We start from the raw sequence: 16,265 nt of genomic DNA on the forward strand, positions 1-16,265 counted from the left end.
GAATAGAATGTCGTCGGTCCGTGCCGTGCTGATCCTGTCGGCCTCTACAGCAGTCCTCTCCGCCTGCGCGTCGAAGCCGGTACCGCCGCCTGAGATTTCCTATGATGCTGCCGATTTCAAACCAGCCGCAATCGAGAAGCCGCCGGAGAAGCCGGTCAAGATAGTCGAAGTGCCAAAGCCGCTGCCGTTGCCAGGTCAGCTACAGCCCGATCCGGGCAGGGTGGCCGATGACAAGCGCTCTCCTGAAGAACGGGTCTCCGATGCCAATAAAGCAGCGACGCAGCAACCCACCAGGTATGGGTACGTGAATGCGGTTCAGGTCTATCCATTCGCCGATGGCGCACTCTATCAGCTCTATGCCGCGCCGGAGCGCGTTACCGATATCGCACTCCAGCCGGGCGAGAAGCTAACAGCCGTGTCGGCCGGCGACACGGTGCGTTGGGTGATCGGCGATACCGTCAGCGGCACCGGTGACAATCAGCGCACCCATGTGCTGGTAAAACCCTTCGCGCCGGGACTTAACACAAATCTGGTGATCACCACGGAACGACGCACCTACCATTTGCAGCTTCAAAGCACCGAGAAGACCTCAATGGCGGCGATCTCCTGGACCTATAGCGAGGACCAGATCATCGCGCTACGCCAGCGCAACGCTCAGGCCGAGGCGGCCGCGCCAGTATCGTCGAATGTGACGCTGGAAAACATTCGCTTCCGCTACTCGATCAGCGGCGACACACCGCCCTGGAGGCCGACGCGCGCGTTCGACGATGGCAGCAAGGTCTATATCGAATTCCCCCGTCGCATTGATCAGGGCGAGGCGCCGCCCCTCTTCATCGTCGGTGCTGACGGGAACAACCAGCTCGTCAACTACCGCATGCGCGGCAACTACTACATCGTCGACCGTCTCTTTGCCGCCGCCGAACTGCGGCTCGGCACCAAGCAACAGCAGGTGGTGCGCATAACAAGGACCGACGGCCGGAAACCGACGCGGCGCATGGCACTCTTTCCACGTCTTGGCAGGTGAAGGGGAACTTCATGACCGATACGTCCCGCCCCAATACCCCTCCAAAACTCGATCCCGAGCAGCTGCAGTTGCGAGCCTCGCCCCGCCGCGCTGTCCGATTCAGGCGCGGTGTGATCATCGCCATCGCTGCAGTCGGATCCGGTGCCATTCTGGGCGTCACGATGATGGCGCTTCAAGGACCGGCATGGCGTATCAAGCACCAGGCAGAGGACCGCTATAACACCGAGCGCAAGCCACCCGCCGAGGGACTAGAAGCGCTTCCCAAGGACTATTCCGGGATCATGCCGAAGGCCCCTGTGCTCGGACCGCCACTGCCCGGCGACCTCGGTCGCCCCATCCTTGAACGCCAACGTCAGCTCGGCATCGCGCCAGGGCAGGATATCTCCGCCGAGGAGCAGCGCCTTGCCCAGCAAGCAATTGAGGCGCGCGAGTCGCAAGTCTTGTTCCGGATCGACAATCGACCCAGACAGACAGATGTCGCCGGAGGCGGGCCGAGTGCGCAGCAGCCGTCTGAGGCGCTTCCGCAATCCGGAGCGACGCGCACGTCAGCTTCCGTTGCCCCAGCCGAGGGTGACCAGAACAACCAACAGCGCAAGCTCGATTTTGTCAGTCAGCGAAACACAAGCGGGATCTACAATCCGCATGCGCTGCAGACGCCGGCCTCGCCCTACCAACTGATGGCCGGCAGCGTGATCGCGGCCAGTCTCGTCACCGGCATAAATTCCGACTTGCCTGGCCTTGTCGTCGCGCAGGTCACCGAGAATGTGCACGACACAGTCACCGGCAGCATTGTGCTCATTCCGCAAGGCTCACGCCTCATCGGCACTTATGACAGCGTCGTGGCTTTTGGGCAGAGGCGCGCATTGCTGGTCTGGCAGCGAATAATCCTGCCCGACGGTTCCTCGATCGAAATCGACAATCTGCCAGCGACGGATACTGCCGGCTATGCTGGGCTTGAAGACAAGGTCGATTTTCACACCTGGCAGCTGATCAAGGGAGTTGCTCTAGCGACGCTACTGGGCGTTGGTACCGAGTTGAGCTTTGGGGAAAACGAAAGCGACCTAGTTAAGGCGATCCGGGAATCCACTCAGCAAAACATCAGTCAAGCCGGCCAGCGCATCACCGAAAAGAACCTGAATATTCAACCCACCATTATCGTCCGCCCCGGTTGGCCCCTACGCGTGATTGTACACAAGGATCTTGTGCTGCGCCCATACCCGACTTGAACAGGAGTAATCATGGCAGATCTGAAACTTGGAAAGCTTCCGGACCGGACACCTTCGAAGATGACCATCACCGTTAGCGCGGACCTGAACCAAGCACTCAAGGACTATGCGGCGCTTTACCGCCAGACCTATGGCGAGTCTGAAACGGTAGCGGAACTCATACCTTTCATGCTGGCAGGGTTTCTGGAAGGTGACAGAGCGTTTGCCAAGGCCAGAAAGGAAAGCTTGCCCGCCGGCATGTCAGAGAAATCGCGACGCGTGTCAGGTTCAGATTCCGAGTAATCGAAGCATAAAGTTGGTCAATTGGCGCAGCCGCCCGGGTGCCTAATTTCCCGGCGGTCGCGGCCTACCGATCCGTCATGTAAGGCCTATGCGCGAACTTCGAGCAGCTGGAGGTCAAGTAAGTGCCTGGGCGGCCCGGAAACCGCGAACAGGCGCAGGGCGTGCTAGCCGCACTGATTCATGGTTTCAGACCCGTGGGAACGCCGTGCGGTTGTTACTCAGAATGAGCTCATCTCAAAGGGGCATTCAAGAGCCGCAGCGCTGAGTAGCGGAAGCCGCAATGGGGTGCGTCGCTGACATTCAGTGAAAGACTGGGCCGAACAATCCAACCTGCTTGGGCGGATACGAAGTGGAGCCCTGCCTGCAGGGTTCCGGCGGGTCCCAGCCCTCTGCCATGCGACCCCCTTTGGGAAATACCCGCGTCGTCACAGCATCGTAAAGTGGCGTCATATGCACTATCGAATTGTTAGCTGCTGGTTTCGGCGATTTTGAGGAGGTTCGCGATCGACTGAAGACGGTGACGTTCGTCTGTGGCACTCAGACTGCCACTGAGTGCCTGGCCGTTCCACTTTCGAAATATTTGTCGAACTTCGCTGCAATGCTCCTTACAAAGGGACGACTTTCCGCCGATACGACGTAACTGTCACCTTGGAGTTCAAGCGGTCGAGCAGGGTCGCCAATGGCGATGGAGCTTGCTTGGAAAAGAAGCTTTTGTCCGGCTTCCCCGAAGCGTTCCACCAGATCGGCTGCTGAAAAGCCGAAATCGCACATCAAGCGCTCGATGATCCAGCCGCGAACACGGTCATCTTCGGAAAACGCGATGCCGCGGACCGTGGCCAGATGTCCCCCCTCGACCATGCGTCCATATTCGGCTGTCGACGGCATGTTCTGCGAATAGCCCTGTCGAAACCGGCTGATCGATGACGGCCCGAGCCCGATCAGTGTTTCGCAGCGATCCTCGGTGTAGCCCTGGAAATTGCGGCGGATTGTTCCCGCGCGAGCCGAGACTGCAAGCGCATCATCCGGCTTGGCGAAATGGTCTATTCCAATCGCCTCGTATCCGGCGCCCATGATCAGACGGGCGGCAATTTGCCACTGAGCGAACCGTTCGGCCGGACCCGGCAACCATGACTCGTCGATCATAGTCTGATGCTTCTTGAACCAGGGCACATGCGCGTAGCCGAACAGCGCCATCCGGTCCGGCTCCAGAGTCAGCGCCTGCGCCACGGTGGAACAGACGCTCTCCCTGGTCTGATGCGGCAGGCCGTAAAGCAAATCGAGGTTCACGGACCCTACGCCGCGAGAGCGAATGCCGTCTACAACCGCCTTGGTCTGCAAAAAGCTCTGCTCGCGATTGATCGCCTTCTGCACCTTCGGATCGAAATCCTGAACGCCGAGGCTCGCCCGCGCCATGCCGATCTCGGCAAGTGTATCAAGGCGGGCTTCGTCCATGTCGTTGGGTTCGATTTCGACGCTGATCTTCGCATCGGCAAGAAAATCGAAGCTATCCCGCAGGACAGTTCCCAAGGCTACCATATCCTCGGGCTTCAGCATGGTCGGCGAGCCGCCGCCGAAATGCACGGCGCGGACATGGGCCTTGCCGCCGACAAGACCGGCGACAGTCGCGATCTCCGCGTGAAGCGAGCGGAGATACGAAGCCACCGGCTCGTAGCGGCGGGTCTGCTTTGTATGGCACGCACAGAACCAGCACAGCCGGTCGCAATAAGGGATGTGCAGGTAGAGCGAGACCTCGTCACCGCTTTCGAGCGCCTTCAACCAGCTTCGATAGACATCAGCGTCGACGCCAGGATGGAAATGCGGCGCGGTCGGGTAACTGGTATAACGCGGGACGTTCTCGCCAAGCTTGGCAGCTAATTCCGGTCTCATTTGGTGGTCCGCCGTTTTTGCCTCGCCGGAAGTCTGGACGCGTCGAAGAGCCAATGCCCTGATTTCGGTCAGCCTCCAGCACGGACAAACTGCCGCAAGGATTTCTCTGCCATCGCTTGCTATCCTGTCGAAACTTGGGATCGGTAGCGCGAGCGTAATGACAGTACGGCAAGACATTCACAGTTCCGGCATTCCCGTTCTTTGCCTGTCTTGCGCAGCACGACTTCGCGGCGTCTGCGCTGCGCTCGATCCAAACCATTTGGTTGGGCTCGCCAAAACTTCGTCGCGGCACAAGCTCGAGCCGGGGGTCGAACTGATCGCCGACGCCGAGGCCGTCGACAGCTATTCAAACTTGCTTTCAGGCGTTGTGAAGCTGACGAAGTGCCTTTCGGACGGCCGCCAGCAGATTGTCGGTCTTCGGTTCGCACCGGATTTTCTGGGACGGCCCTTCAAGGTGAAAAGCACGATCAATGTGGAAGCGGCAACCTCCGTCTCGCTGTGCTCGTTTCCGAAGGCGGCCGTTGAACGGATAATGAAGGAATCACCGGGACTCGAGCATCGCCTGCTCAAGCAGACGCTGGACGAACTCGACGAGGCACTTGAATGGATGGTGACTCTCGGGCGCAAGACCGCACCGGAGAAGGTGGCGAGCTTTCTCCTCATGATCGCCCGGAATATGGATTCCAGTATCGACCCGGCGGCTGGGTCGGCATGCTTCGATCTGCCGCTGACACGTGCCGACATCTCTGATTTCCTTGGACTGACGAACGAGACCGTGAGCCGCCAGCTTACGCGATTGCGGGCTGACGGCGTGATCCGGATCGAGAACAAACGCCATGTAACGGTCGACAGCATGAGCCGGCTGGAGCAGCGCTGCGGCGGCCGAGGCGCGCGGCAACCGGCCTTTGAATGAGACCTAAGCGTCGGGGCCTTCGTCGCTTATTACGATCCGCGGCAGGACATGCTCGCGTTCGAAAGCGATGTGTCGCCGCAAGCCTTCGAAGAAGCCGCGTAGCATGAATCCGACAGCTTCCGCGCTCTCTATCGGATCACCATGACCGATCGCTAGGAGCGTTTCGGCCACCTCGCCAGCGAAGCATTGATCCTCAAGGTGCTCGATGCGCAACCGGCTGGTAGAGGCAAGTTTGGCCTCGGCCGGGGTCAAGTGCGCCTCATACGCAGGGAAAATCACCCTCTCCTCAAACCCATGAATGTCACGGAGCAGCGGAACGATCTTCTTGGCCGTTCCAAGACATTTGAGGCGGTCGACGTTCGGCAGTGCATCGGCAATGCTTTCCAGCGAGAAGCAGAGCTCCAGCTTTTCCCGATGGGCAAGCTTCATGACCTCGCCCGGAATCGCCTCTGTGCCGGCCTGGCGCGAGAAAGCCGCACTTGTCCATGAGCGGGTTGGCCCGTGCTGCGTTTCCTTGTTCAAATCGCCACCTTCTGATTGCACCGAACTCGATGCTGCCCGAAGCAAAATCGTGCGGCTCTGACATGGATCAGGGCGAGCAGGCGGCAACTACGGAATTAATGCACCGCGGATTTGGCGTCCGCGCATTGGAATCCTGGTCGGGGACATGTCATGAAATTCGGCACGGAGATCGTCGTTCTAAGCCTGTTTGCTTTTGCGGCCCTGGTGGCTGCCGGCTTCGGCGTAGAAGGACCTTTTCGCCAGCATATGGGGGTTTTGTTCGTCGCCGTGGCTGGCTTTACCGCGATCCTGCTGCGCAACACAGATTTCAAGCCGGCGGCTCCGGTCGACACCTCCGCCTACATGGATGGCCCAATCCGCTACGGAGCCATTGCAACGGTATTCTGGGGCGTCGTCGGCATGCTCGTCGGTGTGATCATTGCCCTGCAGCTGGCATACCCTCACCTCAACATCCAACCCTGGTTCAATTTCGGCCGGCTGCGGCCGCTGCACACATCCGGCGTCGTCTTTGCTTTCGGCGGCAACGCTTTGCTTTGCACGTCTCTCTATGTCGTGCAGCGCACGTGCCGCGCCCGGCTGTTTGGCGGCAAACTGGCCTGGTTTGTGTTCTGGGGTTACCAGCTGTTCATCGTCATGGCCGCGACCGGCTACCTGCTCGGCATCACCGAGAGCCGCGAATACGCGGAACCCGAATGGTATGTGGACATCTGGCTTACCATCGTCTGGGTCGCCTATCTCATCCTGTTCCTCGGCACGATCCTGAAGCGCAAGGAGCCGCATATCTACGTCGCCAACTGGTTCTACCTGTCCTTCATCGTGACCATCGCGATGTTGCATGTGATCAACAACCTGTCGATGCCGGCCTCCTTCCTCGGCTCGAAGAGCTACTCCGCCTTCTCCGGCGTCCAGGACGCCTTGACGCAATGGTGGTATGGCCACAACGCCGTCGGTTTCTTCCTCACCGCCGGGTTCCTCGGCATGATGTATTATTTCGTGCCCAAGCAGGCGAACCGGCCGGTCTATTCCTACCGCCTGTCGATCGTCCACTTCTGGGCGATCATCTTTCTCTACATCTGGGCCGGCCCGCACCACCTGCACTACACCGCCTTACCCGACTGGGCGCAGACGCTCGGCATGGCGTTCTCGATCATGCTGTGGATGCCGTCATGGGGCGGTATGATCAATGGCCTGATGACGCTGTCTGGCGCCTGGGACAAGCTGCGCACCGATCCGATCATCCGCATGATGGTGATGGCAGTCGCCTTCTACGGCATGTCGACCTTCGAAGGTCCGATTATGTCGATCAAGACGGTCAATTCGCTGTCGCACTACACGGACTGGACCATCGGCCATGTCCATTCCGGCGCGCTCGGCTGGGTTGGCATGATCTCGTTCGGCGCAATCTACTACATGGTGCCGAAACTGTGGAATCGTGAACGTCTCTATTCGCTGCGGCTCGTCACCTGGCACTTCTGGCTGGCGACGCTCGGAATCGTCGTCTACGCCGCGGTGATGTGGGTTTCCGGCATCATGCAGGGCCTGATGTGGCGCGAATACAACGAGCAGGGTTTCCTCGTCTACTCCTTCGCCGAAACCGTCGCCGCCATGCATCCCTTCTACGTCATGCGCGCCATCGGCGGTGCGATGTACCTCACCGGCGCCCTGCTCATGGCCTGGAACGTGACCATGACCATTCTTGGCCACGAGCGCGAAGAGCAACCAATGCCAGGTTCCGAGCCCGCCCTCCGGCCTGCCGAATAGGGAGCCAGACAATGGGCTTGATGGACAAACACGCGATCATCGAGAAGAACGCCACGCTTCTTCTCGTTGGCTCTCTTCTTGTGGTGACCGTCGGCGGCATCGTCGAGATTGCGCCGCTCTTCTATCTCGACAACACGATCGAGAAAGTCGAAGGCATGCGGCCCTACTCGCCACTGGAACTCGCCGGACGCAACATCTATGTGCGCGAGGGCTGCTACCTCTGCCACAGCCAGATGATCAGGCCTTTCCGGGACGAGGTCGAGCGCTACGGCCACTACAGCCTGGCCGCCGAGTCGATGTACGATCATCCCTTCCAATGGGGATCGAAGCGCACCGGGCCCGATCTCGCCCGGGTCGGTGACCGCTATTCGAACGCATGGCACGTCGCACATCTTTCCGATCCACGTTCCGTGGTGCCGGAATCGATCATGCCGAGCTATGCGTTCCTGAAGGACGCTCCGATCGAGGTGAAGGACTTCTCGACGCATCTGGTTGCGAACGCGCGTGTTGGCGTCCCGTACTCCGATGACATGATCGCGCACGCCAATGCCGATCTGATGGCCCAGGCCGACCCGAATGCCGATGCCTCCGGCGTCGAGAAACGCTATCCGAAAGCCAAACTCGGTGATCTGGACGGCAATCCGCAGCAGGTGACCGAGATGGATGCCCTCGTCGCCTATCTGCAAATGCTGGGAACACTGGTCGATTTCAAGACCTATGACGATGCAGCCGGCTACCGCTGAGGGGGACGCAATGAGCTATAATTTGATGCGGGAATTCGCGGACAGCTGGGGTCTGCTTGCCATGGCGCTCTTCTACGTCGGCGGCATTGCCTTTGCCTTGCGTCCCGGCGGCAAAACACAGGCCGATCAAGCCGCCCAGATTCCACTCAAGGACGACTGATCATGAGCAGCGAGCATATCGATGAAGTCTCGGGCATCTCAACGACCGGTCATGAATGGGACGGGATAAGGGAACTCAACAACCCATTGCCCCGATGGTGGGTGATAACCTTCTACATCACCGTCGCTTGGGCGGTGGCTTATACAATTGCGTATCCGGCTTGGCCGATGCTGTCTTCCGCGACCAAGGGTGTGCTTGGCTATTCTAGCCGCAACGCTGTCAAGATTGAGCTGGCGGCTGCCGAAGCCGCCAAGGGCAAATATGTCGCGGCCATCCAGCAGAAGACCGTATCCGAGATCGCAGCCGACGACGCGCTGCGTGAATTCGCGGTAGCGGCCGGCGGAGCTACCTTCAAGGTCAATTGCGTGCAATGCCACGGCTCGGGCGCCCAAGGGTCGAAGGGCTTTCCAAACCTGAACGACGATGACTGGCTGTGGGGCGGCACGACCGAGCAGATCCAGCAAACGATCGCGCACGGCATCCGTTTCGCATCCGACCCGGATACTCGGCAGTCGGAAATGCCCCCCTTCGGTGACATCATCACGCCCGAACAGATCGCACAGGTCGGCGCCTATGTCGCCAGCCTCTCGGGCAAGGTCCAGGATGCAAGTCTTATCGAGCCCGGCGCCAAGGTATTCGGGGAAAACTGCGTCGCCTGTCATGGCGATAATGCGAAAGGCAACAAAGAGCTCGGCGCGCCCAATCTGACCGATGCGATCTGGCTCTACGCACCCGGCGAGACAGCCATCGCCGTCCAAGTCCGCGCGCCGAAGCACGGTGTCATGCCGGCCTGGATCGGGCGTCTCGGCGAGACCAAGGTTAAGGAACTTGCGGTTTATGTCCATTCGCTTGGCGGCGGAGAATAGGAACGGAAGCCTATTCTCGGCCCTCCCCGCCAAGCGACGGGGCCCGGCACGAGTCGGGCCCCGACACCATTCCGGCATGCGGCGATTGACCTGCAGCAAGGCGGCGCGGCCCACACGGCGAAGCGGGCTCACTGCAGACCGGACGTCTGTCGAAGCAGACAAGTCCGTCGCACAACGATGTCATAGGCCGCGCGCGAGTGGAGATGCACGTGCTGGATAAGACGCAGATGGAGCGGCTCGAGGCAAAAGCGGTCAACTCCGCCAAGACACGACAGCCGCTCTATGCTCCGCGCAAGAAAATCTTCCCTAAACGCGCCTCGGGCAGCTTTCGCCGCTTCAAATGGCTGGTGATGGCGATCACGCTGGGCATCTATTATCTGATGCCCTGGTTGCGCTGGGATCGAGGTCCGTTTGCTCCTGATCAGGCCGTGCTGATCGATCTTGCCAACCGCCGTTTCTACGTCTTCTTCATCGAGATATGGCCGCAGGAATTCTACTATGTCGCCGGCCTTCTGATGATGGCCGGCATCGGCCTCTTCCTGATCACGTCCACCGTCGGCCGCGCCTGGTGCGGCTATACCTGCCCGCAGACGGTATGGGTCGATCTTTTCCTAGTTGTGGAGCGGGCGATCGAAGGCGATCGCAACGCTCGCATGAAGCTCGACGCCGGCCGCTGGACCGCGCGCAAACTGGTGCTGCGTGTGTCGAAACACGCCATCTGGCTGGTCATAGCGGCAGCTACCGGCGGCGCCTGGATCCTCTATTTCGCCAATGCGCCGACGCTGATCGGCGACGTATTCAACGGCACCGCCGCTTCGGTCGCCTACGTCACCATCGCGGTGCTAACGGCGACCACCTACACGTTCGGCGGGCTGATGCGCGAGCAAGTCTGCACCTACATGTGCCCGTGGCCGCGCATCCAGGCTGCCATGCTCGACGAGAATTCGCTCACTGTGACCTACAATGACTGGCGTGGCGAACCTCGTTCGCGGCACGCCAAGAAGGTCCAGGCTGCGGGGCAGCCGGTCGGTGACTGCGTCGACTGCAATGCCTGTGTCGCAGTCTGCCCGATGGGGATCGACATTCGCGACGGCCAACAACTCGAATGCATCACTTGCGCGCTGTGCCTTGATGCCTGCGACGGCGTCATGAACAAGCTCGGCAAGGAGCGCGGGCTGATCTCCTATGCGACGCTGTCCGACTACAACGCCAACATGGCGGTGGCGACCGCAGGCGGCTCCGGTCCCGTGAACCCTTCACTCGTCAGAACGGCCGACAGCACATTCTCCGCCAGGTTGGCGCATTTCCATATTCGCAAGATCTTCCGGCTGAGGACCTTCTTCTACATGGGCGCGTGGACGGCGGTCGGGCTTGCCTTGATCTATTCGCTGCTGACGCGCGACCGACTCGAGATCAACGTCCTGCACGACCGCAATCCGCAATTCGTGACCCTGTCCGACGGCTCGATCCGCAACGGTTACACCGTCAAGCTGCTTAACATGATCCCCGAGCCAAGGACGATCGTCGTCACGATGCAGGGCTTGCAGGGAGCCGAAATGAGCGTCGTCGGCAGTGATCTGCCGGCAGCTCGCTTGTTCGCCATCGCGGTCGAACCCGACCGGCTGAACATGCTGAAGGTTTTCGTGCGCCAGCCAGCGGGTGAGGTTCGGCACGCTGCACAAACCTTCAAGTTCCGCGTCGAGGACAGAGCGAGCTTCGAATCGGACGAATACACCGCCACCTTCAACGCACCGGAGATCGCCAGATGAGCACCAATACGCAAAAGACGCGTGAGTTCACCGGCAGGCACATGCTGCTCACCATTCTCGGCTTTTTCGGCGTGATCATCGCGGTCAATCTCACGATGGCGACACTCGCCAGCACGAGCTGGACCGGCCTTGTCGTCGAGAACACCTATGTGGCCAGCCAGCAATTCAACCGAAAGGCCGAGGAAGGGCGCGCGCAGGCGGCACTCGGCTGGACCGGCAAACTGACGATCGCTCGGAGTGAGGTCCGCTACAGCTTGAGCGATACCACCGGCAAGCCGGTCCCGTTGCATGGCGTCAAGATACTGTTTCGTCATCCCGCCTACGAGGCTGGGGACAAGGCCGTCACTCTCGCCCTCGTCTCGGACCAGGAATTTGCCGCGCAGCACTTGCCAAGGGATGGCGTCTGGATCGTCGAAGTCGACGCCGATGCCGGTCTGACAGAGCCCTATCGCGACGTTCGCCGGATCATGATTTCGCAAGGAGCGCTGCAATGAGCTGTTGTGCACCCAGCGCGGAACTGGCGCTGGATCTGACCAGTACCACATCGGTCCTGCCGTCTAGCCAGGAGATCAGGTTGGCGAGCCGATCGCTTGGCGACAATCTTTGGCAGACCGACCTTTCAGTGCCGACGGTTCACTGCGCGGCGTGCATCCAGGCCATCGAGACGGCTCTCGGAAGGCTCGATCGCGTCGAAGGCGCTCGTGTCAACCTGTCGACGAAACGGGTCGCGATCCGGTGGCGTGGGGACTCTGTGCCTCCGTTTGTCGCCGCGCTGGGACGGCTGGGCTTTCAGGCGCACCTGTTCGAAGCCGACCCTGATAAGAAGGACAAGACGCTTGCCGAGCTGATCCGCGCGGTCGCGGTCGCCGGGTTCGCCGCCGGCAACATCATGCTTCTTTCGGTCTCGGTCTGGTCCGGCGCCGAAGGTGCTACCCGCGACCTGTTTCACTGGGTCTCTGCATTGATCGCCATCCCGGCGCTCACCTTTGCCGGCGGCATCTTCTTCCGCTCGGCCTGGAATGCACTGCGCCACGGCCGCATGAACATGGACGTGCCGATCGCGGTTGGGGTGTCGCTCGCTTATGCCATGAGCCTCTACGAGACGATCAATCATGGCGATCACGCCTATTTCGACGCGTCCGTATCCCTGCTGTTTTTCCTGTTGATCGGCCGCACCCTGGATCACGTCATGCGCGAACGGGCACGGACCGCCGTGAAAGGCCTGTCCCAGTTGGCCGCACGTGGCGCCATGGTGCTGCGCGGCGATGGCGCGCGCGACTACCTGCCGGTTGGCGAGATCGAACCGGGCATGCAACTGCTGGTCGCCGCCGGCGAAAGGGTGCCTGTCGACAGCAGGGTCATTCGCGGCGCGTCGGATCTCGACTGCTCGCTGGTTTCCGGCGAGAGCACACCGAAAACCGTGGCGTCCGGGGAACAGGTTCAGGCCGGCACGCTCAATCTTACCGGCCCGCTGACCATCGAAGCGACCGCTGCCGCAAAGGACTCCTTCCTGGCGGAAATGGTTCGGCTGATGGAAGCCCCCGAAGGTGGTCGTGCGCACTATCGGCGGATCGCCGACCGTGTCTCGGCGCTCTACGCGCCGGTGGTCCATCTCACCGCCTTCGTGACGTTCCTTGGCTGGATGGCGGTAACCGGCGACTGGCACCGGGCAGTGACGATCGCGATCGCCGTTCTCATCATCACATGCCCGTGCGCGCTCGGTCTGGCCGTGCCGATCGTGCAAGTGGTCGCGGCGCGCCGCTTGTTCGAAGCCGGCGTGATGGTCAAGGACGGATCGGCCATTGAGCGCCTGGCAGCGATAGACGTGGCGGTATTCGACAAGACCGGCACGCTAACGCTCGGTCAGCCCAGGCTGGTCAACGCGTCGACCATCGATCCGGCGATGCTGGCGATCGCAGCCGACATGGCGGCGCACTCCCGTCACCCGTTCTCGAAGGCCATCGCCGCATTCGCGGGTTTTGCCGGCCAGCCGAAGCTGGAAGCCGTCAGCGAGCACCCGGGTCTCGGCATCGAAGCGACGACCGCGGACAGCACCTGGCGTCTTGGCCGGCGCGGCTGGGCCGGATGGAAAGCCCGGACCGGTGGCGAAGGCAAGTATGGCGGCTATGGCGGGACGGTGCTTTCGAAGAATGGGAGGATCGTCGCCTCCTTCACGTTCGAGGACGCTACGCGCGCCGACGCCAAGGCGGCGGTCGGGCAATTGAAGGATGCCGGCGTGTCGGTCGAAATGCTGTCCGGGGATATAGTCCATGCCTGCGGCGAGGTTGCCGGGACGTTGGATATCGAGAGTTTCGTTCCGGCGCTGCTTCCCTCCGGCAAGGTTGAGCGGATCGAGGTGCTGGCCAGGGCGGGCCACAAGGTTCTGATGGTGGGCGACGGGCTCAACGACACGCCGGCCCTCGCTGCCGCGCATGTCTCGATCGCGCCGGCAACCGCCGCCGATATTGGCCGCAACGCGGCCGATTTCGTGTTCCTGCGCGAAAGCCTGCTGGCGGTGCCCCTGGCGCTGGATGTCTCGCGGCAAGCGGGAAGGCTGATCCGGCAGAATATCGCCATTGCGATCGTCTACAACGCTGTCGCCGTGCCGATTGCCATTCTCGGGCACGTCACGCCGTTGATCGCGGCGATCGCGATGTCGGCCTCATCGCTGCTGGTCATCGGAAACGGGCTGCGGCTGCAGGGCTTTAGGCTCGCCGAGCTGACGAGGGCTTCTTCGGCAACGCATTCCGGCATTCACCCATCAGCGCGGTCATCATGACGATACTCGTCTACCTCATGCCAGTCGCCCTATTTCTTGGCGCACTGGGGCTGACTGGCTTTCTGTGGGCGTTGAAGAGTGGCCAATATGAGGATCTTGACGGAGCCGCTGAGCGCATCCTCCGGGACGACAAGCCGGAACGCTGAGCCAGACCGCTGTTCCTGACGCTGTGCTGACGCCTCCCGTCAGCCGACTCGGAATAACGATTGAAGCTCCACAACCAGTTAAGTCGCTTAACGTAGATTTGTGAAAAGCCCCTGTCCCTCGAAGGACTGCGTCGCCGGTCCCGCCCCAACATAGACGCGGCCAATGTCATAACGTACGCAAAGCTGATGTTCATGTTCACGATAGGTGCGGACACGGGGTTGCAGTTACACTTGTTTGGGTTCAACTGCAGGTTTCGTGCACCCAATTTCGTCCAGATAATCGGCCCACCACTGCACCATACTGACGCGCTTTTCCCAGTGCTCTGCCCTGGCGTAAGTGCGCCGAACGTCGTTCTTTTCAATATGGGTCAGCTGTCTCTCTTGCGTCTGGATGCCACTTGCCGCATTCATTCAACAGAGTTGATGCCGTTGCTCGGAAACCGTGAGCCGCTGCTTTTTCTTGCTGTAACCCATGCGACGCAGGGCGGCGTTAAGTGTATTGTCGGAAATCGGACGAGAACCCGATCGCACACTTGGAAACAGCAGCGCCTCGCCGCCGGAAATGTCTCTGAGATCGGTCAGGATTTTGATGGCCTGCCTCGAAAGTGCAACGCGGTGCGGCCGCCGCATTTTCATGCGTGCTTCCGGGATGGTCCACACCGAACCTTTGAAGTCGAACTCTTCTTATCCGGCGGCTCGCAACTCGCCGGGGCGGGGAAACAGTAGGCGCAGTTATGCGACGCTAAGTTTCCGGAAATAGCTTAGGAAACAGTTCGTCCAACGTGTCGACCGGGAAGCGTAGCGATACCGGTCCTTTCGGGGTATCGGACGCAAGCAGGCCAAGCTCGAGCACCTCGGTAAACACGCGGCGGGCCGTACGTTCCGGCAAGCCAGCGATACGTGAGGCCTCACCGCGATCGAACTCGCCGCGCAGAAGCGCCTCCTCGAGCAGCCGGAAAGCTTCGGGCTTCAGGTCGTAGCGTTGAACGAACCGCTGCAGGCGCCGGGCTAGTTGGTTCAAATCGAACAGGCTCGACATGAAACTGACCTGGTCGATGCATACGCGTAGAAACCATAAGGTAAAATCCGCCAGCGCCCGCATAGAAAGATTGCCGCGGCCGTCGCGATCGCCTTGGCGTGGCATGTCGGCGTGATCCATCATGCGTTTATAGTCGCCGCGGCTTTCCAGACCCCGCGCCAGGCCTCGGGAAATCGACCACAGCCCATGCGCGGCGATTCCTGCCTCATGGGCCATGGCGTGACTCATCAAGCGGCTGACGCGTCCATTGCCGTCTGGGAAGGGATGAATGTAATTGAACCGATGATGCGCGGCCGGAATCGCCAATATCCTAGCCGCTTTGCCCGTACGTTGGAAGCGGTACCGGCTAGCGAAATGCTCCATGAACGCTTCGACGCGATCGCTTGACGGCGGCTGGTGGCGGCCGACAGTGACATCATGTTCAGGCTGTGATCGCCACCGACCCGGAACCATCAAGAATTCTCTGTCTGGGCCGCGAATGCGCAACATCGCCTCATCGGCGTCACGGTAGAATTCCGCATGCAGCCAGCGCAAAAAATCAAGCGAAGCCGGTTCTGGGAGCTGACCCTCCGCTGCCAGGCGATCGATTTCCCCCTGCAGTCGAACATGGGCCGCGGCTTCCACCTGCAGGTTGCGTCGTTCCTGGTCTTTGTCGAATTCGCCGGCGAGGGCGCGTTCGATGTCGCGGGGGCGCGTGTTGTGGCCCTCGATCAGGTTGCTGTAATAGGTGTTCATGATGCGCACGAGATCCGCCAGGTTCGCGGCCGTGCGCGGATGCAGCTTGGCGCCGAGAACCGCCGAGCTTGCTGACAGCTCAGCCAGCGCGTCGGAGATAGGCTCCGCGACGTCTTCCAGGCGCGCCGGCTCGATGCGCTGTACGGTCTCTTCCATGATTGGCCGATGTTAGATCGCGCTAAGTACGCATATGTCAACAGAAATTTTAGCTGAGCGCCCATAACTGGCCGATCATTTGGCCGATGTTAGCCGCTACCTCAGCTTCATCGAGACGGTTGATCGACGACGCCAATGCCGATGCCGATGATGGCCGATATTCGCTATGCTTAGCGCATTGATAGTATGTACAAATTTGCGATCGGTAGGTCGATTTGGCCGATCGCTTGGCCGAACTTCGCCGGTCGCGCTGACTA

15 protein-coding genes and 1 pseudogene are annotated in these 16,265 nt (G+C 60.7%); 12 read left to right on the plus strand and 4 right to left on the minus strand.

What is annotated here, in order from left to right; translation table 11 throughout:
• The first annotated feature begins 7 nt into the window (after positions 1-7).
• The 3 genes from trbG to MAFF_RS26160 are packed head-to-tail and all read left to right on the plus strand — an operon-like array spanning position 8 to position 2,532.
• The gene (gene trbG / locus MAFF_RS26150; RefSeq protein ID WP_425280320.1) at positions 8-1,024 is read left to right on the plus strand and encodes a P-type conjugative transfer protein TrbG; all 1,017 of its coding nucleotides are present in this window, start codon (positions 8-10) and stop codon (positions 1,022-1,024) included.
• Between the two features lie 11 nt (positions 1,025-1,035).
• The gene (locus tag MAFF_RS26155; RefSeq protein ID WP_044551357.1) at positions 1,036-2,250 is read left to right on the plus strand and encodes a TrbI/VirB10 family protein; all 1,215 of its coding nucleotides are present in this window, start codon (positions 1,036-1,038) and stop codon (positions 2,248-2,250) included.
• A 12-nt stretch (positions 2,251-2,262) separates the two neighbouring features.
• Complete coding sequence (locus MAFF_RS26160) at positions 2,263-2,532, plus strand: DUF2274 domain-containing protein (RefSeq protein ID WP_010914026.1); 270 nt, start codon at positions 2,263-2,265, stop codon at positions 2,530-2,532.
• A 537-nt stretch (positions 2,533-3,069) separates the two neighbouring features.
• On the opposite strand, the gene hemN is transcribed toward MAFF_RS26160, so the two are convergent.
• Complete coding sequence (gene hemN, locus MAFF_RS26165; RefSeq protein WP_010914027.1) at positions 3,070-4,419, minus strand: oxygen-independent coproporphyrinogen III oxidase; 1,350 nt, start codon at positions 4,417-4,419, stop codon at positions 3,070-3,072.
• Between the two features lie 157 nt (positions 4,420-4,576).
• Here hemN and MAFF_RS26170 point away from each other — a divergent pair, with 157 nt between their 5' ends.
• The gene (locus tag MAFF_RS26170) at positions 4,577-5,332 is read left to right on the plus strand and encodes a Crp/Fnr family transcriptional regulator (RefSeq protein ID WP_010914028.1); all 756 of its coding nucleotides are present in this window, start codon (positions 4,577-4,579) and stop codon (positions 5,330-5,332) included.
• Positions 5,333-5,335: 3 nt separating this feature from the next.
• On the opposite strand, the gene MAFF_RS26175 is transcribed toward MAFF_RS26170, so the two are convergent.
• Positions 5,336-5,875: a hemerythrin domain-containing protein gene (locus MAFF_RS26175; RefSeq protein ID WP_010914029.1), complete on the minus strand. Its 540-nt coding sequence runs from the start codon at positions 5,873-5,875 to the stop codon at positions 5,336-5,338.
• Positions 5,876-6,004: 129 nt separating this feature from the next.
• On the opposite strand from MAFF_RS26175, the gene ccoN reads away from it, so the two are divergent.
• The 8 genes from ccoN (at position 6,005) to ccoS (ending at position 14,078) form a co-directional block, all read left to right on the plus strand.
• Positions 6,005-7,615, plus strand: a complete 1,611-nt coding sequence (gene ccoN / locus MAFF_RS26180) for a cytochrome-c oxidase, cbb3-type subunit I (protein WP_010914030.1) — start codon at positions 6,005-6,007, stop codon at positions 7,613-7,615.
• An 11-nt stretch (positions 7,616-7,626) separates the two neighbouring features.
• Positions 7,627-8,358: a cytochrome-c oxidase, cbb3-type subunit II gene (gene ccoO, locus MAFF_RS26185; RefSeq protein WP_010914031.1), complete on the plus strand. Its 732-nt coding sequence runs from the start codon at positions 7,627-7,629 to the stop codon at positions 8,356-8,358.
• 10 nt (positions 8,359-8,368) lie between these two features.
• Complete coding sequence (locus MAFF_RS26190; protein WP_010914032.1) at positions 8,369-8,518, plus strand: CcoQ/FixQ family Cbb3-type cytochrome c oxidase assembly chaperone; 150 nt, start codon at positions 8,369-8,371, stop codon at positions 8,516-8,518.
• Positions 8,519-8,520: 2 nt separating this feature from the next.
• On the plus strand, positions 8,521-9,384 hold the full coding sequence (ccoP, locus tag MAFF_RS26195; RefSeq protein ID WP_010914033.1) for a cytochrome-c oxidase, cbb3-type subunit III: 864 nt from the start codon (positions 8,521-8,523) through the stop codon (positions 9,382-9,384).
• Positions 9,385-9,587: 203 nt separating this feature from the next.
• Positions 9,588-11,153: a cytochrome c oxidase accessory protein CcoG gene (ccoG, locus tag MAFF_RS26200; protein ID WP_080511944.1), complete on the plus strand. Its 1,566-nt coding sequence runs from the start codon at positions 9,588-9,590 to the stop codon at positions 11,151-11,153.
• A complete protein-coding gene (locus tag MAFF_RS26205; protein WP_010914035.1) occupies positions 11,150-11,647 on the plus strand; it encodes a FixH family protein in 498 nt (165 codons plus the stop codon). Before ccoG ends, MAFF_RS26205 begins: the two co-directional genes overlap by 4 nt.
• On the plus strand, positions 11,644-13,932 hold the full coding sequence (locus MAFF_RS26210) for a heavy metal translocating P-type ATPase (RefSeq protein ID WP_010914036.1): 2,289 nt from the start codon (positions 11,644-11,646) through the stop codon (positions 13,930-13,932). The genes MAFF_RS26205 and MAFF_RS26210 overlap by 4 nt, the downstream gene beginning before the upstream one ends.
• The gene (gene ccoS / locus MAFF_RS26215) at positions 13,929-14,078 is read left to right on the plus strand and encodes a cbb3-type cytochrome oxidase assembly protein CcoS (protein WP_006329249.1); all 150 of its coding nucleotides are present in this window, start codon (positions 13,929-13,931) and stop codon (positions 14,076-14,078) included. The genes MAFF_RS26210 and ccoS overlap by 4 nt, the downstream gene beginning before the upstream one ends.
• Positions 14,079-14,489: 411 nt before the next feature.
• On the opposite strand, the pseudogene MAFF_RS41210 reads toward ccoS, so the two are convergent.
• Positions 14,490-14,744 (minus strand): annotated as a pseudogene (locus MAFF_RS41210) (tyrosine-type recombinase/integrase); the annotation flags it as partial.
• 76 nt (positions 14,745-14,820) lie between these two features.
• Positions 14,821-16,008, minus strand: coding sequence for a Fic family protein (locus MAFF_RS26225; RefSeq protein ID WP_010914038.1), 1,188 nt, complete (start codon positions 16,006-16,008; stop codon positions 14,821-14,823).
• Between the last annotated feature and the right edge of the window lie 257 nt (positions 16,009-16,265).

It is taken from the genome of Mesorhizobium japonicum MAFF 303099 (assembly GCF_000009625.1).
Taxonomy (GTDB): domain Bacteria; phylum Pseudomonadota; class Alphaproteobacteria; order Rhizobiales; family Rhizobiaceae; genus Mesorhizobium; species Mesorhizobium japonicum.

What these genes read in the sequence shown, in the direction of transcription:
- trbG (WP_425280320.1), top strand. Translation starts at nt 8, where the DNA reads ATGTCGTCGGTCCGTGCCGTGCTGATCCTGTCGGCCTCTACAGCAGTC.
- MAFF_RS26155 (WP_044551357.1), top strand. Translation starts at nt 1,036, where the DNA reads ATGACCGATACGTCCCGCCCCAATACCCCTCCAAAACTCGATCCCGAG.
- MAFF_RS26160 (WP_010914026.1), top strand. Translation starts at nt 2,263, where the DNA reads ATGGCAGATCTGAAACTTGGAAAGCTTCCGGACCGGACACCTTCGAAG.
- hemN (WP_010914027.1), bottom strand. Translation starts at nt 4,419, where the DNA reads ATGAGACCGGAATTAGCTGCCAAGCTTGGCGAGAACGTCCCGCGTTAT.
- MAFF_RS26170 (WP_010914028.1), top strand. Translation starts at nt 4,577, where the DNA reads ATGACAGTACGGCAAGACATTCACAGTTCCGGCATTCCCGTTCTTTGC.
- ccoN (WP_010914030.1), top strand. Translation starts at nt 6,005, where the DNA reads ATGAAATTCGGCACGGAGATCGTCGTTCTAAGCCTGTTTGCTTTTGCG.
- ccoO (WP_010914031.1), top strand. Translation starts at nt 7,627, where the DNA reads ATGGGCTTGATGGACAAACACGCGATCATCGAGAAGAACGCCACGCTT.
- MAFF_RS26190 (WP_010914032.1), top strand. Translation starts at nt 8,369, where the DNA reads ATGAGCTATAATTTGATGCGGGAATTCGCGGACAGCTGGGGTCTGCTT.
- ccoP (WP_010914033.1), top strand. Translation starts at nt 8,521, where the DNA reads ATGAGCAGCGAGCATATCGATGAAGTCTCGGGCATCTCAACGACCGGT.
- ccoG (WP_080511944.1), top strand. Translation starts at nt 9,588, where the DNA reads ATGCACGTGCTGGATAAGACGCAGATGGAGCGGCTCGAGGCAAAAGCG.
- MAFF_RS26205 (WP_010914035.1), top strand. Translation starts at nt 11,150, where the DNA reads ATGAGCACCAATACGCAAAAGACGCGTGAGTTCACCGGCAGGCACATG.
- MAFF_RS26210 (WP_010914036.1), top strand. Translation starts at nt 11,644, where the DNA reads ATGAGCTGTTGTGCACCCAGCGCGGAACTGGCGCTGGATCTGACCAGT.
- ccoS (WP_006329249.1), top strand. Translation starts at nt 13,929, where the DNA reads ATGACGATACTCGTCTACCTCATGCCAGTCGCCCTATTTCTTGGCGCA.
- MAFF_RS26225 (WP_010914038.1), bottom strand. Translation starts at nt 16,008, where the DNA reads ATGGAAGAGACCGTACAGCGCATCGAGCCGGCGCGCCTGGAAGACGTC.